Source organism: Helicobacter pylori, from assembly GCF_011175115.1.
GTDB classification, from domain to species: domain Bacteria; phylum Campylobacterota; class Campylobacteria; order Campylobacterales; family Helicobacteraceae; genus Helicobacter; species Helicobacter pylori_DF.
The window spans coordinates 92,279-111,537 of sequence record NZ_SHOW01000003.1 but is presented as its reverse complement, the minus strand read 5'-3'; the positions used below and the strand labels follow the sequence as shown (position 1 = coordinate 111,537).

At 37.8% G+C, this 19,259-nt stretch carries 16 protein-coding genes and 2 pseudogenes; all 18 read left to right on the top strand.

Annotated features, from left to right (window positions below; all coding sequences use genetic code 11):
* Positions 1 to 120: 120 nt before the first annotated feature.
* The 18 genes and pseudogenes from EXS92_RS04770 (at position 121) to EXS92_RS04685 (ending at position 19,066) form a co-directional block, all read left to right on the top strand.
* The gene (locus tag EXS92_RS04770; protein WP_242673984.1) at positions 121 to 705 is read left to right on the top strand and encodes a DNA methyltransferase; all 585 of its coding nucleotides are present in this window, start codon (positions 121 to 123) and stop codon (positions 703 to 705) included.
* Positions 692 to 1,474 carry a DNA methyltransferase gene (locus EXS92_RS04765; RefSeq protein WP_165515728.1) on the top strand — a complete coding sequence of 261 codons (783 nt, stop codon included), beginning with the start codon at positions 692 to 694 and terminating at the stop codon, positions 1,472 to 1,474. The genes EXS92_RS04770 and EXS92_RS04765 overlap by 14 nt, the downstream gene beginning before the upstream one ends.
* 15 nt (positions 1,475 to 1,489) lie before the next feature.
* Positions 1,490 to 2,768 (top strand): annotated as a pseudogene (locus EXS92_RS04760) (restriction endonuclease subunit R).
* 88 nt (positions 2,769 to 2,856) lie between these two features.
* Positions 2,857 to 3,498, top strand: coding sequence for a copper response regulator transcription factor CrdR (gene crdR / locus EXS92_RS04755; protein ID WP_097687927.1), 642 nt, complete (start codon positions 2,857 to 2,859; stop codon positions 3,496 to 3,498).
* Positions 3,464 to 4,666, top strand: coding sequence for a copper-sensing histidine kinase CrdS (gene crdS / locus EXS92_RS04750; RefSeq protein ID WP_165515755.1), 1,203 nt, complete (start codon positions 3,464 to 3,466; stop codon positions 4,664 to 4,666). Before crdR ends, crdS begins: the two co-directional genes overlap by 35 nt.
* A 2-nt stretch (positions 4,667 to 4,668) precedes the next feature.
* Complete coding sequence (locus EXS92_RS04745) at positions 4,669 to 6,063, top strand: NAD(P)H-hydrate dehydratase (RefSeq protein WP_165515727.1); 1,395 nt, start codon at positions 4,669 to 4,671, stop codon at positions 6,061 to 6,063.
* A 10-nt stretch (positions 6,064 to 6,073) separates the two neighbouring features.
* Complete coding sequence (locus EXS92_RS04740; protein WP_000349728.1) at positions 6,074 to 7,534, top strand: replicative DNA helicase; 1,461 nt, start codon at positions 6,074 to 6,076, stop codon at positions 7,532 to 7,534.
* Positions 7,531 to 8,844: a ComEC/Rec2 family competence protein gene (locus EXS92_RS04735; RefSeq protein ID WP_165515726.1), complete on the top strand. Its 1,314-nt coding sequence runs from the start codon at positions 7,531 to 7,533 to the stop codon at positions 8,842 to 8,844. The genes EXS92_RS04740 and EXS92_RS04735 overlap by 4 nt, the downstream gene beginning before the upstream one ends.
* A 28-nt stretch (positions 8,845 to 8,872) precedes the next feature.
* Positions 8,873 to 9,757 (top strand): menaquinone biosynthesis prenyltransferase MqnP, encoded by an 885-nt coding sequence (gene mqnP / locus EXS92_RS04730; RefSeq protein WP_165515725.1) that lies wholly within the window; start codon positions 8,873 to 8,875, stop codon positions 9,755 to 9,757.
* Positions 9,750 to 10,244 (top strand): hypothetical protein, encoded by a 495-nt coding sequence (locus tag EXS92_RS04725; RefSeq protein WP_165515724.1) that lies wholly within the window; start codon positions 9,750 to 9,752, stop codon positions 10,242 to 10,244. Before mqnP ends, EXS92_RS04725 begins: the two co-directional genes overlap by 8 nt.
* A 12-nt stretch (positions 10,245 to 10,256) precedes the next feature.
* A complete protein-coding gene (locus tag EXS92_RS04720) occupies positions 10,257 to 10,763 on the top strand; it encodes a DUF6115 domain-containing protein (RefSeq protein WP_000953090.1) in 507 nt (168 codons plus the stop codon).
* On the top strand, positions 10,757 to 11,560 hold the full coding sequence (locus tag EXS92_RS04715; protein WP_165515723.1) for a phosphatidylserine decarboxylase: 804 nt from the start codon (positions 10,757 to 10,759) through the stop codon (positions 11,558 to 11,560). The genes EXS92_RS04720 and EXS92_RS04715 overlap by 7 nt, the downstream gene beginning before the upstream one ends.
* On the top strand, positions 11,550 to 12,560 hold the full coding sequence (nadA, locus tag EXS92_RS04710) for a quinolinate synthase NadA (RefSeq protein WP_165515722.1): 1,011 nt from the start codon (positions 11,550 to 11,552) through the stop codon (positions 12,558 to 12,560). The genes EXS92_RS04715 and nadA overlap by 11 nt, the downstream gene beginning before the upstream one ends.
* Positions 12,560 to 13,381, top strand: coding sequence for a carboxylating nicotinate-nucleotide diphosphorylase (nadC, locus tag EXS92_RS04705; protein ID WP_165515721.1), 822 nt, complete (start codon positions 12,560 to 12,562; stop codon positions 13,379 to 13,381). The genes nadA and nadC overlap by 1 nt, the downstream gene beginning before the upstream one ends.
* A 23-nt stretch (positions 13,382 to 13,404) precedes the next feature.
* Positions 13,405 to 16,865: pseudogene (locus EXS92_RS04700) on the top strand (type ISP restriction/modification enzyme).
* Positions 16,858 to 16,995: a DNA methyltransferase gene (locus EXS92_RS04695; RefSeq protein ID WP_158225996.1), complete on the top strand. Its 138-nt coding sequence runs from the start codon at positions 16,858 to 16,860 to the stop codon at positions 16,993 to 16,995. The pseudogene EXS92_RS04700 and the gene EXS92_RS04695 overlap by 8 nt, the downstream one beginning before the upstream one ends.
* A gap of 119 nt (positions 16,996 to 17,114) precedes the next feature.
* Positions 17,115 to 18,194, top strand: coding sequence for a DNA-methyltransferase (locus tag EXS92_RS04690; protein WP_165515720.1), 1,080 nt, complete (start codon positions 17,115 to 17,117; stop codon positions 18,192 to 18,194).
* Entirely contained in the window at positions 18,194 to 19,066 is an 873-nt protein-coding gene (locus EXS92_RS04685) for an HpyAIV family type II restriction enzyme (protein WP_165515719.1), read from the top strand. Before EXS92_RS04690 ends, EXS92_RS04685 begins: the two co-directional genes overlap by 1 nt.
* Positions 19,067 to 19,259: the final 193 nt, after the last annotated feature.

The following is a 19,259-nucleotide window of genomic DNA, read 5'->3' as shown; positions in this document are numbered from 1 at the left end:
GGAGCTCAAACTCTGTAAAATCCCTACTATAGGGACACAGAGTGAGAACCAAACTCTCCCTACGGGCAACATCAGCCTAGGAAGCCCAATCGTCTTTAGCGGTTGGGCACTTCACTGCCCATGCTTAAAAAGGTTTTAAACACGCATTATAACCGCCATATCTTTGATTTGCATGCTGATATTCAACACTCCATTTTGCATGATTTAAACAACACGCTAGAAAACAAGCCTAGAATGTTCTTACTAGATGTCTATATTTGGAAACGCGTAAATCCTACTAAAAGATTGATGTTTGGGAGCTACCCTTATCCTAGAAATTTTTATGCGCAAAATACTATAGAATTTATCGGCGTGTTTGTCAAAGATGGCAAGCCCAAACAACCCACAGAAGAGCAAAAAGAACAAAGCCAATTGACTCAAGAGGAATGGGTGGAATTTACTAAACAAATTTGGGAAATCCCAATCCCTAATAAAAACGATATTGCTTTTGGTAAGCATGCGGCTTTAATGCCGGCTGAATTAGCAAGGCGTTTGATTAGATTGTATAGTTGCGTGGGCGATGTGGTTCTAGATCCATTTAGCGGGAGCGGGACAACCTTAAGAGAAGCAAAGCTTTTAAAAAGAAATTTTATAGGTTATGAACTCTATGAAAATTATAAGCCCTTGATTGAGCAAAAATTAGGAAACTTGTTTGATTTTGAATAAGATTTATATAGAAGATGTTTTCACATTCTTAGACAAACTAGAAGATAAAAGCGTTGATTTAGCCATTATTGATCCTCCTTACAATCTTAAAATTGCTTCATGGGATAGTTTTAAAAATGATGAAGAGTTTTTAACATTTTCTTACGCTTGGATTGATAAAGTGCTGCCCAAAATCAAAGATACGGGGAGTTTTTATATTTTTAATACCCCTTTTAATTGCGCTTTATTTTTAGCGTATTTGTGCCAAAAAAAAGCGCATTTTTTAAATTTTATCACTTGGGTTAAAAAAGATGGGTTTGCCAACGCCAAAAAGCGTTATAACCACGCGCAAGAAAGCATTTTATTTTATAGCATGCACAAGAAAAACTACACCTTTAATGCCGATGAAGTGCGCACCGCTTATGAATCCGCTGAACGCATCAAGCATGCTCAAAATAAAGGGATTTTAAAAAACAACAAACGCTGGTTCCCTAACCCTAAGGGCAAATTATGCCTTGATGTGTGGGAAATCACTTCACAAAGGCATGTTGAAAAAGAGAATGGTAAAATCCTTAAGCCAAAACACCCTAGCATTAAACCTAAAGCGCTCATTGAACGCATGATAAAGGCTAGCTCTCACAAAAACGATTTGATTTTAGATTTGTTTAGTGGCAGTGGCATGATTAGCTTAGTGGCTAAAAGTTTGGGGCGTAATTTTATAGGGTGTGAAACCCATGCTGAATATGTGCATGAGGGTTTGGAAATGTTTAGGTATAATGAATACAAATAAAAAAGGATATTTAACATGCCAAAATTAGAAAAAATTTTGCTAGAAATCACACAGCTTGATCCTAGTAAAGAGTGTTTGAAATTCTTAGCTAATCGTATAAAAAGCTCTGATTATAGGGGCTTACACTTATCCCAACACAATCGTTACGATCAAAATAAGATTAAAATTATTATTCAAGCTATTTTTAATGAAGCGAGAGAGGATTTTTTACAAATCCGCACCACCGATATGAGCAAACGCCCTAGCAATATCATAGGCGAAGAGGTTTATGCAAAATGCAAAAGTGGTTGATAATATCTGTAAATCTGAAATGTCTCAAGATAATTTAAGAAAAAAGAATCAAGTAACTCAAGATAGCTTGAGAAAAAATCTTTTTGTAGATATGCATAGAATGGGGTTGATTGAACGCTACAATAAAAATAAGGAACCTACAAACCCCTACATTCAAAGCAATATTAAATATATCAGTTTAACTCCCTTAGCTATAGAATTTTTAAACGCGCAGGATTTGTTAAGAAAAAATTTTTGTTACACGCAAGCTTTAGAAAATCTTTTACAGGGTTTTGGGGCAGAATGCAGAGAGGTGATGATAGAGCTTGAAAATCATTATTTAGACATTGAAGAAATGATGTTTTTTGTTACATTTTTAAATATTGAAAATTTTACTAGAAGTGAAATTATAGAGTACGTTAGAGAGTATAGGAGTTTAAGCCGTATCCAAAAAGAAAAATTAAAAGAGTTAGTGCAAAATTATTGCAACCCTAACCATTTTAACGGGAATAAGCTAGAAAAGAGAGATTATCATAATTGGAAAAATCAAGCCCAACAAATTTTTAGCTTGCTAGAACAAAGCGTGTTTTTTGAAACCAATAAAGAGAGGCTTATTTTAAAAACGCTCAATGAAGAAAACAAACAAAACGATAAAAAGCTCAAACGCTCCATTAAAGAAAAAGCCCTTTATTTTGAAAAACATGGCGTTAAAAAAGAAAAGGGTTTTGAGTTGCACCATATTGTGCCTTTATGCTTGGCTCGCTCTATAGAAGAATTTGATCTTTTGGATAAATGGGAAAACTTAATCTACATTGACGCTTTTAACCATGCGAAAATATCTCAAACGCAAAATAAACATATTTGTTTGTATTTTAAAAATTGCGATGCGGTTTTATCTAAAGGCTTAAAAGAAGAACAAGAAAGCCTTTATTTGACTTACATTGAAAATGTGTTATATAAACTTGATTTACAAAATGCTATGTTGGAATACAATAAAGATTTATTGCATTCTAAAAACGGCTGATAAAATAAGGCGGTGTCTTTCTTAAGAGAGCATTTTTCATAACCGCTTTTAGTATAAAAGGCTATAGAATTAGCGCTACAATACCCCCATGCAAAAAAAGATTTTTTTACTAGAAGACGATTACCTTTTAAGCGAGAGCGTTAAGGCGTTTTTAGAGCATTTGGGCTATGAAGTGTTTTGCGCTTTTAATGGGAAAGAAGCTTATGAAAGGCTCTCGGTTGAGCGTTTTAACCTCTTACTTTTAGATGTGCAAGTGCCTGAAATGAATAGCTTGGAATTGTTTAAGCGCATCAAAAACGATTTTTTAATCTCTACGCCTGTGATTTTTATCACCGCCTTACAAGATAACGCTACCTTAAAAAACGCTTTTAATTTGGGGGCGAGCGATTACTTGAAAAAGCCTTTTGATTTAGACGAATTAGAAGCGCGTATTAAAAGGTTTTTCAATGATGATCCCATAGAAATCATGCCTAACATTTTTTATCACCAAAATTGCTTGAGTGTCAGGGGCAAAAAAGAGATCTTGCCTCCCAAAACCGCCCAACTTTTAGAATACTTTTTAGAGCATAAAGGGCAAATCATTAGCTCTCAAGCGCTAGAAAATAACTTATGGGAGCAAGCGATTGATGATTCCACCTTACGCACTTACATTAAGGTGTTGCGCAAGCTTTTGGGTAAAAATTGCATAGAAACGCATAAGGGGGTGGGCTATCGCTTTAACCCACTATGAAAAAAAATCCCTCAAACTCTTTTTAGGGACTTATTTGGGCTCTTCGTTTGTGTTGATGCTAGTGATTAGCGTTTTAGCGTTTAACTATGAAAAAAACGAAAAAATCAAAATGATACGCATGGACATGGACAAAATGGCTTCTAAGATCGCTAGTGAAGTGATTGCCTTGCACATGCAAACGCATGCGGATTATCAAAACGCTTTAAACGCTCTAATCTCACGCTATAAAGACGCTTCTATAGCTCTTTTTGATAGTAAAAAGCGTGTTTTATATTCTAATATCCCTGAGAGCGCGGATTTGATTAAAACCCATAAAGAGGCGGGCTTTTTTAGTTTTAAGGGGGAATATTACCTATTCAGCGATGAAACTTTCGCCCATTTAGGCGTGGCTAAAATGCTTTTTAAAAATTCTAAACCTCTTCATTTTTCTTCTTTGTATCGTAATATTGTTTTAGTGTTTGTCGTAGCGTTTTTATGCGTGATAGGGGTTTCTGTGTTTTTGGGGCGTTTGTTTTTAAAGCCCATTAGGAATGAAATCACGCGCATCGATCATTTTTTAAAAAACACCACGCATGAATTAAACACCCCCATGAGCGCTTTAGTCTTGTCTTTAAAAACCCTAGAAGACAGCCAACAACACCGCCGCATTAAAATCGCTATCCAGCGCATGAGTTTTTTATACCGCTCGCTCTCGTATTTGGTGATGCAAGATATTGAGCGCGAATCCCTTATGCTTTTAGACTTAAAAGCCCTAATTATTAAAGAAAACACGCTTTTTAGCGAGATGATAGACTACCACAAGCTGGAATTTAAAAGCGATTTAGTGGGAGTGGAATTGAAGGCTAAAGAGCAGGATTTCCTTTCGCTTTATAGCAATTTGCTCATGAATGCGATCAAATACAGCGTCATGCATGGGTATATCCACATAGAGCTAACGCGCGAGTTTTTGAAAGTGAAAAATTTAGGGTATGAAATCCCTAAAGACAAGATCACCGAATTAAGCGTTCGTTATGCGCGTTTCAATTCTAGCGTGTTGGGTTATGGTATAGGGTTAGATTTAGTGAAAAAAGTGTGTGAAAAGTATAAAATGCGTTTAGAAATTCATAGCGAACCCTCTTTAAAAGGATCGTTTTATGAAAATTCGTTTTGCGTTCATTTTCAAGGATAAAGATGCTTTCAGTGTATGAAAAAGTGGATGCTCTAGACAAAAGGGCGATTGAAGAATTGTTTTTAAGCGAAGACATTTTAATGGAAAATGCCGCTATGGCTTTAGAAAGGGCGGTTTTACAAAACGCTTCTTTAGGCGCTAAGGTCATTATCCTTTGTGGGAGTGGGGATAATGGAGGCGATGGTTATGCTCTAGCTAGGCGTTTAATGGGGTGTTTTAAAACGCTAGTTTTTGAAATGAAACGAGCCAAAAGCCCCATGTGCCAATTGCAACAAGAAAGGGCCAAAAAAGTGGGGGTAGTTATCAAAACATGGGAAGAAAAGAATGAAGATTTAGAATGCGATGTTTTAGTGGATTGCGTGGTAGGGAGCGCTTTTAAGGGCGAATTAGAGCCGTTTTTAAACTTTGAAAGCCTTTCTCAAAAAGCGCGCTTTAAGATCGCTTGCGACATTCCTAGCGGGATCGATTCTAAAGGCAGGGTGGATAAGGGAGCGTTTAAAGCGGATTTGACTATCAGCATGGGCGCTATCAAATCATGCTTATTAAGCGATAGGGCTAAAGACTATGTGGGGGAATTGAAAGTGGGGCATTTGGGGGTTTTTAATCAAATCTATGAAATCCCAACAGAGACTTTTTTATTAGAAAAAAGCGATCTCAAACTGCCCTTAAGGGATAAAAAAAACGCTCATAAGGGCGATTACGGGCATGCGCATGTGCTTTTGGGCAAGCATAGTGGGGCGGGGTTATTGAGCGCATTAAGCGCGTTAAGTTTTGGATCTGGGGTGGTGAGTATTCAAGCGTTAGAATGCGAGATAACTTCCAATAATAAGCCTTTAGAATTGGTTTTTTGCGAAAATTTCCCTAAAAAACTCAGTGCGTTCGCTCTTGGCATGGGGTTAGAAAATATCCCAAAGGATTTTAACAAGTGGCTTGAATTAGCCCCATGCGTTTTAGATGCGGGCGTTTTTTACCATAAAGAGGTCTTGCAAGCTTTAGAAAAAGAAGTGATCTTAACCCCTCACCCTAAAGAGTTTTTATCGTTGTTAAAATCAGTGGGGATCAATATAAGCATGCTAGAATTGTTAGACAATAAACTAGAAATCGCAAGGGATTTTTCTCAAAAATACCCCAAGGTGGTTTTGCTTTTAAAAGGGGCTAATACCCTAATCGCTCATCAAGGGCAGGTTTTTATCAACATTTTAGGGAGCGTGGCTTTAGCCAAAGCAGGCAGTGGCGATGTGTTAGCGGGGCTTATTTTAAGCTTGCTTTCTCAAAACTACACGCCTTTAGACGCCACTATTAACGCAAGTTTAGCGCACGCGCTAGCGGGTTTGGAATTTAAGAATAATTACGCTTTAACGCCCCTAGATCTGATAGAAAAGATCAAACGATTATAAAAGGATAAAAATGGATCATTTAAAGCATTTGCAGCAATTGCAAAACATTGAAAGGATCGTGCTTTCAGGCATTGTGTTGGCCAATCATAAGATTGAAGAGGTCCATAGCGTTTTAGAGCCTAGCGATTTTTACTACCCGCCTAACGGCTTGTTTTTTGAAATCGCTTTAAAACTGCATGAAGAAGATTGCCCCATTGATGAGAACTTTATCCGCCAAAAAATGCCTAAAGACAAGCAAATCAAAGAAGAAGATTTGGTCGCTATTTTTGCGGCAAGCCCCATAGATAATATTGAAGCCTATGTGGAAGAGATTAAAAACGCTTCCATTAAACGAAAACTTTTTGGCTTGGCTAACACCATTAGAGAGCAAGCCCTAGAAAGCGCGCAAAAATCCAGCGATATTTTAGGCGCTGTGGAGCGAGAAGTCTATGCGTTATTGAATGGCAGCACCATAGAGGGCTTTAGGAGCATTAAAGAAGTGCTTGAAAGCGCAATGGATCTTATTACAGAAAACCAAAGAAAAGGGAGTTTGGAAGTTACTGGCATACCGACTGGCTTTGTCCAGTTGGATAATTATACGAGCGGTTTCAATAAGGGGAGTTTAGTCATTATAGGGGCAAGGCCGTCTATGGGTAAAACCAGTTTGATGATGAACATGGTCTTAGCTGCGCTCAATGACGATAGGGGGGTAGCGGTTTTTAGTTTGGAAATGTCCGCAGAGCAACTCGCTTTAAGGGCGTTATCGGATCTCACTTCTATTAACATGCATGATTTAGAGAGCGGGAGGCTTGATGATGATCAATGGGAAAATTTAGCCAAATGCTACGATCACCTTTCTTGCAAAAAACTCTTTTTCTACGATAAAAGTTATGTGAGGATAGAGCAAATCCGCTTGCAACTGCGAAAGCTTAAATCCCAACACAAGGAATTGGGTATCGCTTTTATTGACTATTTGCAACTCATGTCAGGGAGTAAAGCCACTAAAGAACGCCATGAGCAAATCGCTGAAATTTCAAGGGAGCTTAAAACTTTAGCCAGAGAATTAGAAATCCCTATCATAGCGTTAGTGCAGCTCAACCGCAGCCTAGAAAACCGAGACGATAAACGGCCCATTCTTTCGGATATTAAAGACAGCGGAGGGATTGAACAAGACGCTGATATTGTTTTATTTTTATATAGAGGCTATATCTATCAAATGAGGGCTGAAGACAATAAAATAGACAAACTCAAAAAAGAAGGCAAAATTGAAGAGGCGCAAGAGTTGCACCTAAAAGTTAATGAAGAAAGGCGTATCCACAAGCAAAATGGCAGTATTGAAGAGGCTGAAATCATTGTGGCTAAAAACAGGAATGGGGCTACAGGAACGGTTTATACGCGCTTTAACGCTCCTTTCACGCGCTATGAAGACATGCCCATAGATTCCCATTTAGAAGAGGGACAAGAAACTAAATTTGAAATACCCACAACTTGAAAGATAAAACTTTTCAGGGGGCGTTTGAACTTCTTGCAACCCCCAAAGAATACTTATGGTGTGGGGTGTTTTTAAGCCTTTTGTTGGCGATCAACCTTTATTTAGAATACTTGAATCACCAAAAGCTTGATTTTTCAAAACCTACAAGCTTAAACGCTCAAATCTTGTTGCAATACCCTAAAACTAAAGATCAAAAAACCTATTTTGTCTTAAAACTCCAATCTAAGGGCATGATCTTTTACACCACCATTAAAGAGCCTTTAAAAAACCTCCAATACCGCCATGCGCAATTTTTTGGCAAAATCAAACCTTGCTCGTTTTTGGAGTCTCTAAAATCATGCTTTTTTCAAACTTATTCTTTTTCTTTAACGCGAAAACACAATTTCAAATCGCGTTTGCACCATTTCATTGACAGCGCTCATTCAAGCGCTTTAGTGGGTAATTTGTATCGAGCGTTATTTATAGGGGATAATTTGAATAAGGATTTAAGAGACAGGGCTAACGCGCTAGGGATCAACCACTTACTGGCCATTAGCGGGTTCCATTTAGGGATTTTGAGCGCGAGCGTGTATTTCCTTTTTTCGCTTTTTTATACCCCCTTACAAAAACGCTATTTCCCTTATAGGAACGCTTTTTATGATATAGGGGTTTTGGTGTGGGTTTTTTTGCTGGGGTATTTATTGCTATTAGATTTTTTACCCTCTTTTTTCAGGGCGTTTTTAATGGGCTTATTAGGGTTTTTGGCATGCTTTTTTGGGGTAAGGATTTTGAGTTTTAAACTTTTGGTTTTAGCGTGCTGTATCGCCATAGCGTTACTCCCTAAATTGCTTTTTAGCGTGGGGTTTTTGCTTTCTGTTTGTGGGGTGTGGTACATCTTTTTATTCTTAAAACACACTCAAATTTTTTTTAAAACCTCTTCTTTTTTAAGGCGATCTTTTCAAGTCATAAGCTTAAGCACGCTGGTGTTTTTGAACATGCTCATTGTCGCGCATGCCTTTTTCCCTATGTTTTCGCCCTACCAGCTCTTTAGCATTCCTTTAGGCTTGATTTTTATCGTGTTTTTCCCTTTGAGTTTGTTCTTGCATGCGGTGGGTTTAGGGTCTTTATTGGATCATTTCTTAAGCATGCCTTTAACAATCCCCACGATTTCGGTTTCTTCGCCCTTATGGCTTTTAGGGGTGCATTTGTTTTTAACGATTTTAAGCGCGCGTTTCTTTAAAGTTTATTTAAGCATGAATGTTTTGAGCATGGGCTTTTTCTTGTATTGTTGCTATCAATATATTATAATGCCTAGCTTAATTGTAGGTTAGAAAAGTCATTTTATTAGGGATCAAATAATTGCTTAAAAAAATCACGCATCAAATCAAAGCTTTAAGCGAATTGGTCGCATTAGAGCATACGATATTTTCTAGCATGTTTTTACTCATGGCTATGGTCATAAGCTCCTATCAAAAAAATCAAACGCTCTTTTTTGGGTTAGAAACCTTAATCCTTTGTTTTTTAGCCTTATTGGGGGCAAGAAACTTCGCTATGGGGTTTAACCGCTTGGTGGATAGAGATATTGATAAGGATAACCCAAGGACGAAAAACCGCCCGAGCGTGGATGGCAGGATCAGCGTTAAAGGCATGGTGGTTTTTAGCGCTTTAAACGCTCTTTTATTCGTGGGGGTGAGCTATTTCATTAACCCTTTAGCTTTCAGGCTTTCGTTACCTTTTTTAATCATTTTAGGGGGGTATTCGTATTTCAAGCGCTTTTCTTCTTTGGCGCATTTTATCGTGGGTTTGGCTTTGGGTTTAGCCCCCATTGCCGGGAGTGTGGCGGTTTTAGGGGATATTCCTTTATGGAATGTCTTTTTGGCTTTAGGGGTGATGTTATGGGTGGCTGGGTTTGATTTGCTCTATTCTTTACAGGATATGGAGTTTGATAAAGAAAGGGGCTTGTTTTCCATTCCTAGCCAATTAGGGGAAAAATGGTGCTTGAATCTTTCAAGGCTCTCGCACCTTGTGGCGCTTGTGTGCTGGCTTTGTTTTGTGAAATGCTATCATGGGGGGATTTTTGCGTATTTAGGATTAGGGGTTTCAGCCTTGATTTTACTCTATGAGCAGATCTTAGTGGCTAGAGATTATAAAAACATCCCTAAAGCCTTTTTTGTGAGTAATGGCTATTTGGGGGTGGTGTTTTTTATTTTTATTGTCCTTGATGTGGGGTTCAAGCATGCATGAGTTGGTTTTAAGATCCCAAGCTTTAGGGTTTGAAACGCGCTTAGTCCAATGCGATTTATCGTTCTCTTATGAAAGGTTTATCTCTAAAACCACACGCTCTTTAGCGGTGTTAGAAGAATTTGATTGGTTGGGTTCTGGCTTTGATTTTTCACGCTTGAACGTTGAAAATGACACTCTGGAATTGCTCAAAGCGCTGTATTTTAAATTAGAAAAATTAGAGAGCCTGCTTTTAAAAGAAAAATTACTTGAATTAGAGCAAAAGGATCGCATCACTGCTTTAGGGCATGGGTTAATTTGTATCAAAAAACAAAGCCTGATAGCGCCTCAAACTTATTACGGGCGTTGTGTGTTAGAGGGGAAAATCCTAGCCTTTTTTGGCGTGGCTAGGGATAAAAATTTTTTAGAAATCACTCGCATGCACGCCTTAGACATTAAGCGTTATGATTCTTTCATTGTCCATAGCGAAAGAAAAGGCTTAAAATTATGAACGGGAGCGGTAATGTTATCTTCTAATGATTTGTTTATGGTCGTTTTAGGAGCGATTTTATTGGTGTTGGTGTGCTTGGTGGGGTATTTGTATCTTAAAGAAAAAGAGTTTTACCATAAAATGAGGCGTTTAGAAAAAACCTTAGACGAATCCTATCAAGAAAATTATATCTATTCTAAGCGTTTGAAAGAATTAGAGGGGCGTTTGGAAGGCCTTTCTTTAGAAAAGAGCGCTAAAGAGGATAGCTCATTAAAAACGACTCTTTCGCACCTTTATAACCAGTTGCAAGAAATCCAAAAATCCATGGACAAAGAGCGCGATTATTTAGAAGAAAAAATCATTACTTTAGAAAACAAATTCAAAGACATGGGGCATTATGCCGCTAGCGATGAGATCAATGAAAAACAGGTTTTAAAAATGTATCAAGAGGGTTATAGCGTGGATTCTATTTCTAAAGAATTTAAAGTGAGTAAGGGCGAGGTGGAATTTATACTGAACATGGCAGGGTTAAAATGGTAGCTTTAAGCAACGCTCTTTCAAGGGTTTTTGGCTCTGTGGCTGGCTATGAATTCCCTTTTTTTATCCAAAAAGGCATCAACGCCCTTTATGTTAAGATCTTTAAAATTGATTTGAGCGAGTTTGAGCCTTTGGAAAATTATAAGAGTTTGAACGCCCTTTTCACGCGCTCCTTAAAAAAAGAACGCCCCTTTGACAAAGCCCCTAATATTTGCATTGCGCCTTGCGATGCTTTAATCACCGAATGCGCTTTTTTAGACAACGATAGCGCTTTACAAATTAAAGGCATGCCCTATAAAGCGCATGAATTAGTGGGCGAAATCAACCCCTTAAGCCCTTCTTTTTTCTATGCGAATTTTTACCTTTCGCCCAAAGATTACCACCACTACCATGCCCCTTGCGATTTAGAAATTTTAGAGGCTCGTTATTTTGCGGGGAAATTACTGCCAGTCAATAAGCCCTCATTACACAAAAACAACAATCTGTTTGTGGGCAATGAACGGGTAGTGCTTGTTGCAAAAGACATTCAAGGCAATAGGTTGTATTTTGTAGCGGTGGGAGCGTTAAATGTGGGTAAAATGCGTTTTAATTTTGATAAGAATATCCAAACTAACGCTAAAGCCCGTTTCACGCAAACCTATTCTTACAACCCGCCGATTAAGGTGAAAAAAGGGGATAATTTAGGGAATTTTGAAATGGGCTCTACTATCGTTTTATTCATTCAAAACACCGCTTTTAAAGATTTGAAAGAAAAAAGCGTGAAGTTTGGGGAAAGTATAGGGGAATTTCATGCCAACTGATAACGATTTAAAAACTTCTATTTTAGAATTATTGAACGATTTAGACGCGCTTTTAGTGGCTCATTTTTACCAAAAAGATGAGATTGTAGAATTAGCCCACCACACAGGCGATAGCTTGGAATTAGCCAAAATCGCAAGCCAGAGCGATAAAAACCTCATCGTGTTTTGCGGGGTGCATTTCATGGGCGAGAGCGTGAAAGCCCTAGCCTTTGACAAGCAAGTGATCATGCCCAAACTCTCATGCTGTTCTATGGCAAGAATGATAGACAGCCATTACTACGATAAAAGCGTTCATTTATTGAAAGAATACGGCGTTAAAGAATTTTACCCTATCACTTATATCAATTCTAACGCTGAAGTGAAAGCCAAAGTCGCTAAAGATGATGGCGTGGTCTGCACCAGCAGGAACGCTTCTAAAATCTTCAATCACGCCTTAAAACAAAATAAAAAAATCTTTTTTTTACCGGATAAATGCTTGGGGGAAAATCTAGCCCTAGAAAACGGCTTAAAAAGCACGATTTTAGGCGTAAATAGCCCAGAAGAAATCCAAAACGCTGATGTGGTTTGTTACAACGGCTTTTGTTCGGTGCATCAGCTTTTCAAATTGGAAGACATTGAATTTTACCGCCAAAAATACCCGGATATTTTAATCGCTGTCCATCCAGAGTGCGAACCTAGCGTGGTTTCTAACGCTGATTTTAGCGGATCAACGAGTCAAATCATAGAATTTGTAGAAAAGCTAAGCCCCCATCAAAAAGTCGCCATAGGCACTGAAAGCCATTTAGTCAATCGTTTGAAAGCCAAGCGTAACCATCAAAACACTTTCATTCTTTCTAGCACGCTCGCCTTTTGCCCTACCATGAACGAAACGACTTTAAAGGATTTGTTTGAAGTCTTAAAGGCTTATAAAAACCACAGGGCTTACAATGCGATTGAATTAAAAGATGAGGTGGCGCGTTTAGCCAAACTCGCTTTAACTAAAATGATGGAGTTGTCCTAATGGAGATTAGAACCTTTTTAGAATGCGCTTTAAAAGAAGATTTAGGGCATGGGGATTTGTTTGAAAGGGTGTTAGAAAAGGATTTTAAAGCCACAGCCTTTGTGAGAGCTAAACAAGAGGGCGTGTTTTCAGGCGAAAAATACGCTTTAGAGTTGCTTCAAATGACCGGCATTGAATGCACTCAAACCATTAAAGATAAAGAGCGTTTCAAGCCTAAAGACACTTTAATGGAGATTAGGGGGGATTTTAGCATGCTTTTAAAGGTTGAACGCACCCTTTTAAATCTGTTGCAACACAGCAGCGGGATCGCCACTTTAACGAGCCGTTTTGTAGAAGCTTTAAATTCTCACAAGGTGCGTTTGTTGGACACACGAAAAACCAGACCCCTTTTAAGGATTTTTGAAAAATACTCCGTGCTTAATGGGGGAGCGAGCAACCACCGCTTAGGGCTAGATGACGCTTTAATGCTTAAAGACACGCATTTAAAGCATGTCAAAGATCTCAAAAGCTTTTTAACGCATGCCAGAAAAAACTTGCCTTTCACGGCTAAAATTGAAATTGAATGCGAGAGCTTTGAAGAGGCCAAAAACGCCATGAATGCGGGAGCGGATATTGTGATGTGCGATAACATGAGCGTTGGAGAAACGAAAGAAATTGCCGCTTACAGGGATGCGCATTATCCTTTTGTTTTACTAGAAGCGAGCGGGAATATCTCGCTAGAGAGCATCAGTGCTTACGCCAAAAGCGGCGTGGATGCCATTAGCGTAGGGGCTTTAATCCATCAAGCCACTTTCATTGACATGCACATGAAAATGGCTTAAAACTTTAAAAAGGGGTTATTGATATGCTAAAAGAATACTTAGAAAGCATTAAAGATCTGACGCCTGAAAGTAATGAACTCACGCACCGCGCCTTTTTACAAATTTTGCTTAAGGGTTTAAAAGACCATTTCAATAAAGAATTTAAGATTGAACATGAGCCTAAAAGAGACAAATAAGGGGGTCAGCCTGATTTTCGCGTTTCTTATCAAGGGCTTAACATCGGCTATATAGAAAATAAAAGGGTAGGGACTGATCTTAACCAGCTCTTAAAAAGCGAACAAATCCTTAAATATTTAGAATTGAATCCTAATCTCATGCTCACGGATTACCTTAAGTTCGTGTGGGTAGGGAAAGATGAAGAGAATAAGCCTTCAATTAAAAGAAAAATTTCTATCGCTAGCCCTGAGGAACTCTCTAAACCCCTAAAACCCAAGCCGCAAACCGAGCGCGATCTCATTGAATTGTTTAGAGGCTTTTTCAATCACGAAGCAGCCCCTATCACTAACGCTAAAGATTTCGCAAACGCATTAAGTGCGCCCACCAGGTATTTAAAAGACGCTTTAATCCAATACCAAAAAGACGATCAAGTTTCTAGCATTTTTAAGAATTTTAAAGAATATCTTTATGAAGAATTGAGTTTTGAAGACTTTAGCGATGCGTTCGCTCAAACGCTCACTTACAGCCTTTTTATAGCCAAGCTCAACCACCCTTTTGAAAAAATAGATTTGAATAATGTGAGAAGCTCTATCCCTAAAAACTTCGCTGTGATCAGAGAAATGGCGGATTTTTTAAAGAAGCTTGATGCAATCAAAGAAATCCAATGGCTTTTAAATGAAATTTTAAGCTTGATCAATCGTGTTGATATGGGCTCTATCATTAAAGATTTGAATGACGATAAAGACCCTTATTTGCACTTTTATGAAACCTTTTTAAGTGCTTATGACCCTAAATTGCGAGAGAAAAAGGGCGTGTATTACACCCCAGATTCTGTGGTGAAATTCATCATTAACGCTTTGGATAGCCTGCTTAAAACGCATTTCAAAGACGCTCCCTTAGGCTTAAAAAGCGCTTTAGATAACGAAAACATCAAGCTCTTAGATTTTGCCACCGGCACCGGCACTTTTTTATTGGAAGCGTTTAGAAAAGCGCTAGAAGTGAGAAAAACAAGCGATGGAGGCACCTCCACTAAAGAGGACAAATACCAAAACCTCTTGAAGCAATTCTATGGGTTTGAATACTTGATCGCTCCTTATGCGATCGCTCATTTGAACCTCAGCCAAGCCTTTAAGGAGGAATTTAAAAAGCCTCTCAAAGAAAACGATGCGCTTCAAATCATTTTAACCAACACTCTCATACAGCCTAGTGAGATCGTTGCTTATCGTGGGCTAAACCCGATTTTTGAAACAGAGCTTAAAAGTGCTCAAGAAATTAAAAAAAATGAAAATATCCTTATCATCACCGGTAACCCCCCTTATAGCGGGGCGAGCGAGAATAAGGGCTTGTTTGAATGGGAAGTGAAAGCCACTTACGGCATAGAACCTGAATTTCAAACCATAGAAATAGAAAAAAAGGTTAAGCTTACCGATAAAATCCAAACGCTTTTAGACAATATTCAAAAACAAAAAGAAAGCGGCAGCAAAGACGCCCTAAAGGCCCTTAAAAGCCTCCATTCCAAATACAAACTGCAAAAGGAGAAAAACCCTAAATGGCTCTTAGACGATTACGTGAAATTCATGCGTTTCGCTCAAAACAAGATTAAATCTTTAGGGCATGGCCTTTTTGGCTTTATCTCTAACAACGCCTTTTTAGACAACCCTACTTTTAGGGGGTTAAGGCGCTCTCTTTTAGAATGCTACGATGAGCTTTATATCCTAAACTTGCATGGAAATGCGAGGAAAAAGGAGGAAACCCCACAAGGCGCAAAAGATGAAAACGTTTTCAATATCATGCAAGGTGTGTCCATTAACCTCTTTGTCAAAAAGGCGCAAACAACCAAGCAAAAAATCTTTTATTATGATGTGTATGGTGAAAGGGCTGAAAAATACGCCTTTTTAGCCCAAAACGATTTGGATAGTATTGAATGGCTTGAGCTGACCCCAAGAGAGCCTTTTTACTTACTCATACCCCAAGAAACCCTCTTGTTAGATGAATACGAACAAGGCTTTAGCGTTCAGGATATGTTTCAAGTTGGAGGTACCGGCATTTGTTCGAAACGAGATCATGTCGTTTTCCATAAAGACAAAGAAAGCTTGCTCAAGCTTTTAAAAGATTTTTCAATCTTAGAACCTAGCGAGTTACGCAGAAAATATAATATTGGCGATGATAGCAGAGATTGGCGTTTAAACAATGCTATCAGAGAAGTTGAGACTAATATTAAGCGTTTAGAAGAATACATCGTTTCGTGCCAATACCGCCCCTTTGATTATCGTTGGACTTATTACACACCTAGTTCAAGGACTTTTTTAGCATATCCAGTTTATGATGTTTTTAAGCACATGTTACCCCCCCAACAAACCCTAAAACACCCAATCAAACGCGCAAAAATGTCGCACTAAACACCCCACGACAGCTAAAAAACAACGATAAAAGTTGGACGCAATGCTTTATAAGCTCTCATATTAACGATCAAGGGTTAAGCTCTGGGGGTAATGGAGCTGGGGTCAATTACCCCCTTTATCAATTCAAACACCCCAACTACACCGAAAATTTTACGCCAGAGTTTAGAAGTTTCATAGACAAGCATTATAGCCACTCTTTTGAGCCGTTAGAGGTTTTAGGCTATATCTATGCGCTATTGTATTCCCCAAATTACCGCAAGCGTTATGAAGACTTTCTCAAAGCCGATTACCCTAAAATCCTTTTCACAAACAATAAAGATTTGTTTAGGGCTTTAAGCCTTTTAGGGATTGAACTAATCGGCTTGCATGTCTTAAATAAAGAAAGCCTAAATCACAGCTTTAACAAATTAAAAGACGCCACCATAGGCGAATCCTGCTACAAAGAAGCACATGATCACATCATCAAAAAACCCTCTCATAACGAACCAGAACAACGCCTTTATATCAACCATAGCGCTTATTTTAGGGGGGTGAGTAAAGAAATTTATCATTACATGATAGGGGGGTATGGTGTTTTAGACAAGTATTTAAAAAGCCACAAAAACGAGCCTTGCGACTTTGATCATGTAAGCAACATCATTAAAGTCATCGCGCGCACGATTGAAATCCAAAAAACGCTTGGATTTTTAACGAGCGATTTGCCCCATTTAAAAGGGAATGACAGCAAAGCGTTAATGCAAGAAATCTTGCAAAATCCACCCCCCCCCCCCCCATTTAATACCAATATCGCCCTTATCTTATCGCGCCAAGCCAAAGCTATCGGAGATTTTGACTTTGATGCCGCATTCATCAGCAAAGAAACAAGCGATAACAACATCTACCGCAGAGGCGGAGGTTCAGCCTTCCCTTTATTCTGCCTTGCCTAATCTCGCTCTCATTTGCGATAGAGGCTCTAAAGTAAGCCCCATTTCTAATGTTTTTGTAACGAACATGCTTTGCGATTTGCATGTGAATGGATCGGGGAGTTATGCGTTTTTGTTGTATCGTTTAGAATAGATGGAGACAGATAGCTTCTATCATTTGATGAGAACAGAGTCAGAGATTAAACATTAAGATAGCCTTAAAACGCTTGTGTTAAAATGGCTAGAGTTGCAGATATAAAAGGTTAGTTAATCATGGATTTTTTAAAAGAAAACTTAAACACTATCATAGAGGGGGATTGTTTAGAAAAATTGAAAGACTTTCCTAATAAAAGCGTTGATTTTATCTTTGCTGACCCCCCTTATTTTATGCAAACAGAGGGGGAATTGAAGCGTTTTGAAGGCACAAAATTTCAAGGCGTTGAGGATCATTGGGATAAATTTGGCTCTTTTAAAGAATACGATGCCTTTTGTTTGGATTGGTTAAAAGAATGCCAAAGGATTTTAAAAGATAATGGCAGTATTTGTGTGATAGGGAGTTTCCAAAATATTTTTAGAATTGGTTTTCATTTACAAAATTTAGGGTTTTGGATACTCAATGACATTATTTGGCACAAGAGCAATCCGGTGCCTAATTTTGCTGGCAAGAGACTATGCAACGCCCATGAAACGCTTATTTGGTGCGCTAAACACAAAAACAGCAAAGTTACCTTTAATTATAAAACAATGAAGTACCTCAATAACGACAAACAAGAAAAATCGGTTTGGCAAATCCCTATTTGCATTGGTAACGAAAGACTAAAAGACGCGCAAGGTAAAAAAGTGCATTCCACGCAAAAACCAGAAGCGCTCTTAAAAAAAATCATTTTAAGCGCGACCAAACCTAAAGACATTATTTTAGATCCCTTTTTTGGCACAGGCACAACAGGGGCTGTGGCTAAATCCATGAACAGGTATTTTATTGGCATTGAAAAAGATTCTTTTTATATCAAAGAAGCGGCAAAACGCCTTAATAACACTAGGGATAAAAGCGATTTTATCACTAATTTAGATTTAGAAACTAAACCCCCAAAAATCCCTATGAGTCTTTTAATTTCTAAACAATTATTAAAAATCGGGGATTTTTTATACTCATCTAACAAAGAAAAAATTTGTCAAGTTTTAGAAAACGGACAAGTGAGGGATAATGAAAATTATGAAACTTCTATTCATAAAATGAGCGCTAAATATTTGAATAAAACCAACCATAATGGTTGGAAATTTTTTTATGCGTATTACCAAAATCAATTTTTATTGCTAGATGAATTGCGTTATATCTGCCAAAGGGACTCTTAATGGACTATCAAACCTTTAACGAGATTTTTAATCGTTTTGTTTTTGGAACATCTAAAGCAAAATTACTTGAAAATATTGCCGAAAATCCTGAACGCTATCTGGGGATTTTTAGACCCACTAAGCCTAAAACAAAATTATTACAAAATTTATTGACTTCCCATGAGATTAAGTTTGGCGATGCGTTTGAATGCTTAATAGAACAATATTTAAAAGAGCATAACTTTTCACCTTTATCTAAAAAAATTCCTTATTACAATAAGGATAAAGAAAAAAGGGAATCTTTAGAATTAGATCAGTTGGTTAAAAAAGATAACACCTATTATTTTATAGAACAAAAAATGCGAGATGACCATGACAGCGCCAAAAAGAGAGGGCAAATAGACAACTTTGAAAGGAAATTAGAGGCTTTAATCCATCATTATGGCGAAAACATTCAAGGCTATTTTTACTTTATAGATGAGGGTTTGAATAAAAATCAAAATTATTATAAAGAAGAATTGCAAAAATTATCTGTTGATTATGGCGTGCCTTTGAATTTGTGTTATGGTAAGGAGTTGTTTGAAAATCTTAATATCCCACAAGTTTGGGATGAGGTTTTAAACCATTTAGCGCGATGGCGTGAAATTTTACCCGATTTACCCAGTTTGAATCTTGATGAAAATCCTTTAGAGAGCTTTAAAGAAATCAAAGATTTAGTGCCAAGCGTTTATAGGAAGCTTTTGGATAATGATGGAATTTTTAATCTTGTGTTAATTTTATTCCCAGAACAAAAAGTTTTAAAAATATTAATGGAGTATTTTAGACAACAGAATAAAACGATCTATCAGCAATTAGCGTCAAAGTTAGAAGAAAAGTTATTGTCTTTGCGATAGAGGCTCTAAAGTAAGCCCCATTTCTAATGTTTTTGTAACGGGCATGCTTTGCGATTTGCATGTGAACGGATCGGGGAGTTACGCGTTTTTGTTGTTTAGGCTCAAAATGAGTGAATGAATGGGCATGTTATCTAAATTTTAGATAGAATAAACGCAAAAATTGAATAAAACCTTAAGGGTGATTCTTTCTAAT

Coding starts and splice junctions, on each gene's coding strand:
- EXS92_RS04770 (WP_242673984.1), top strand. CDS start 121: ATGCTTAAAAAGGTTTTAAACACGCATTATAACCGCCATATCTTTGAT.
- crdR (WP_097687927.1), top strand. CDS start 2,857: ATGCAAAAAAAGATTTTTTTACTAGAAGACGATTACCTTTTAAGCGAG.
- EXS92_RS04745 (WP_165515727.1), top strand. CDS start 4,669: ATGCTTTCAGTGTATGAAAAAGTGGATGCTCTAGACAAAAGGGCGATT.
- EXS92_RS04740 (WP_000349728.1), top strand. CDS start 6,074: ATGGATCATTTAAAGCATTTGCAGCAATTGCAAAACATTGAAAGGATC.
- EXS92_RS04725 (WP_165515724.1), top strand. CDS start 9,750: ATGCATGAGTTGGTTTTAAGATCCCAAGCTTTAGGGTTTGAAACGCGC.
- EXS92_RS04720 (WP_000953090.1), top strand. CDS start 10,257: ATGTTATCTTCTAATGATTTGTTTATGGTCGTTTTAGGAGCGATTTTA.
- EXS92_RS04715 (WP_165515723.1), top strand. CDS start 10,757: ATGGTAGCTTTAAGCAACGCTCTTTCAAGGGTTTTTGGCTCTGTGGCT.
- nadA (WP_165515722.1), top strand. CDS start 11,550: ATGCCAACTGATAACGATTTAAAAACTTCTATTTTAGAATTATTGAAC.
- nadC (WP_165515721.1), top strand. CDS start 12,560: ATGGAGATTAGAACCTTTTTAGAATGCGCTTTAAAAGAAGATTTAGGG.
- EXS92_RS04690 (WP_165515720.1), top strand. CDS start 17,115: ATGGATTTTTTAAAAGAAAACTTAAACACTATCATAGAGGGGGATTGT.
- EXS92_RS04685 (WP_165515719.1), top strand. CDS start 18,194: ATGGACTATCAAACCTTTAACGAGATTTTTAATCGTTTTGTTTTTGGA.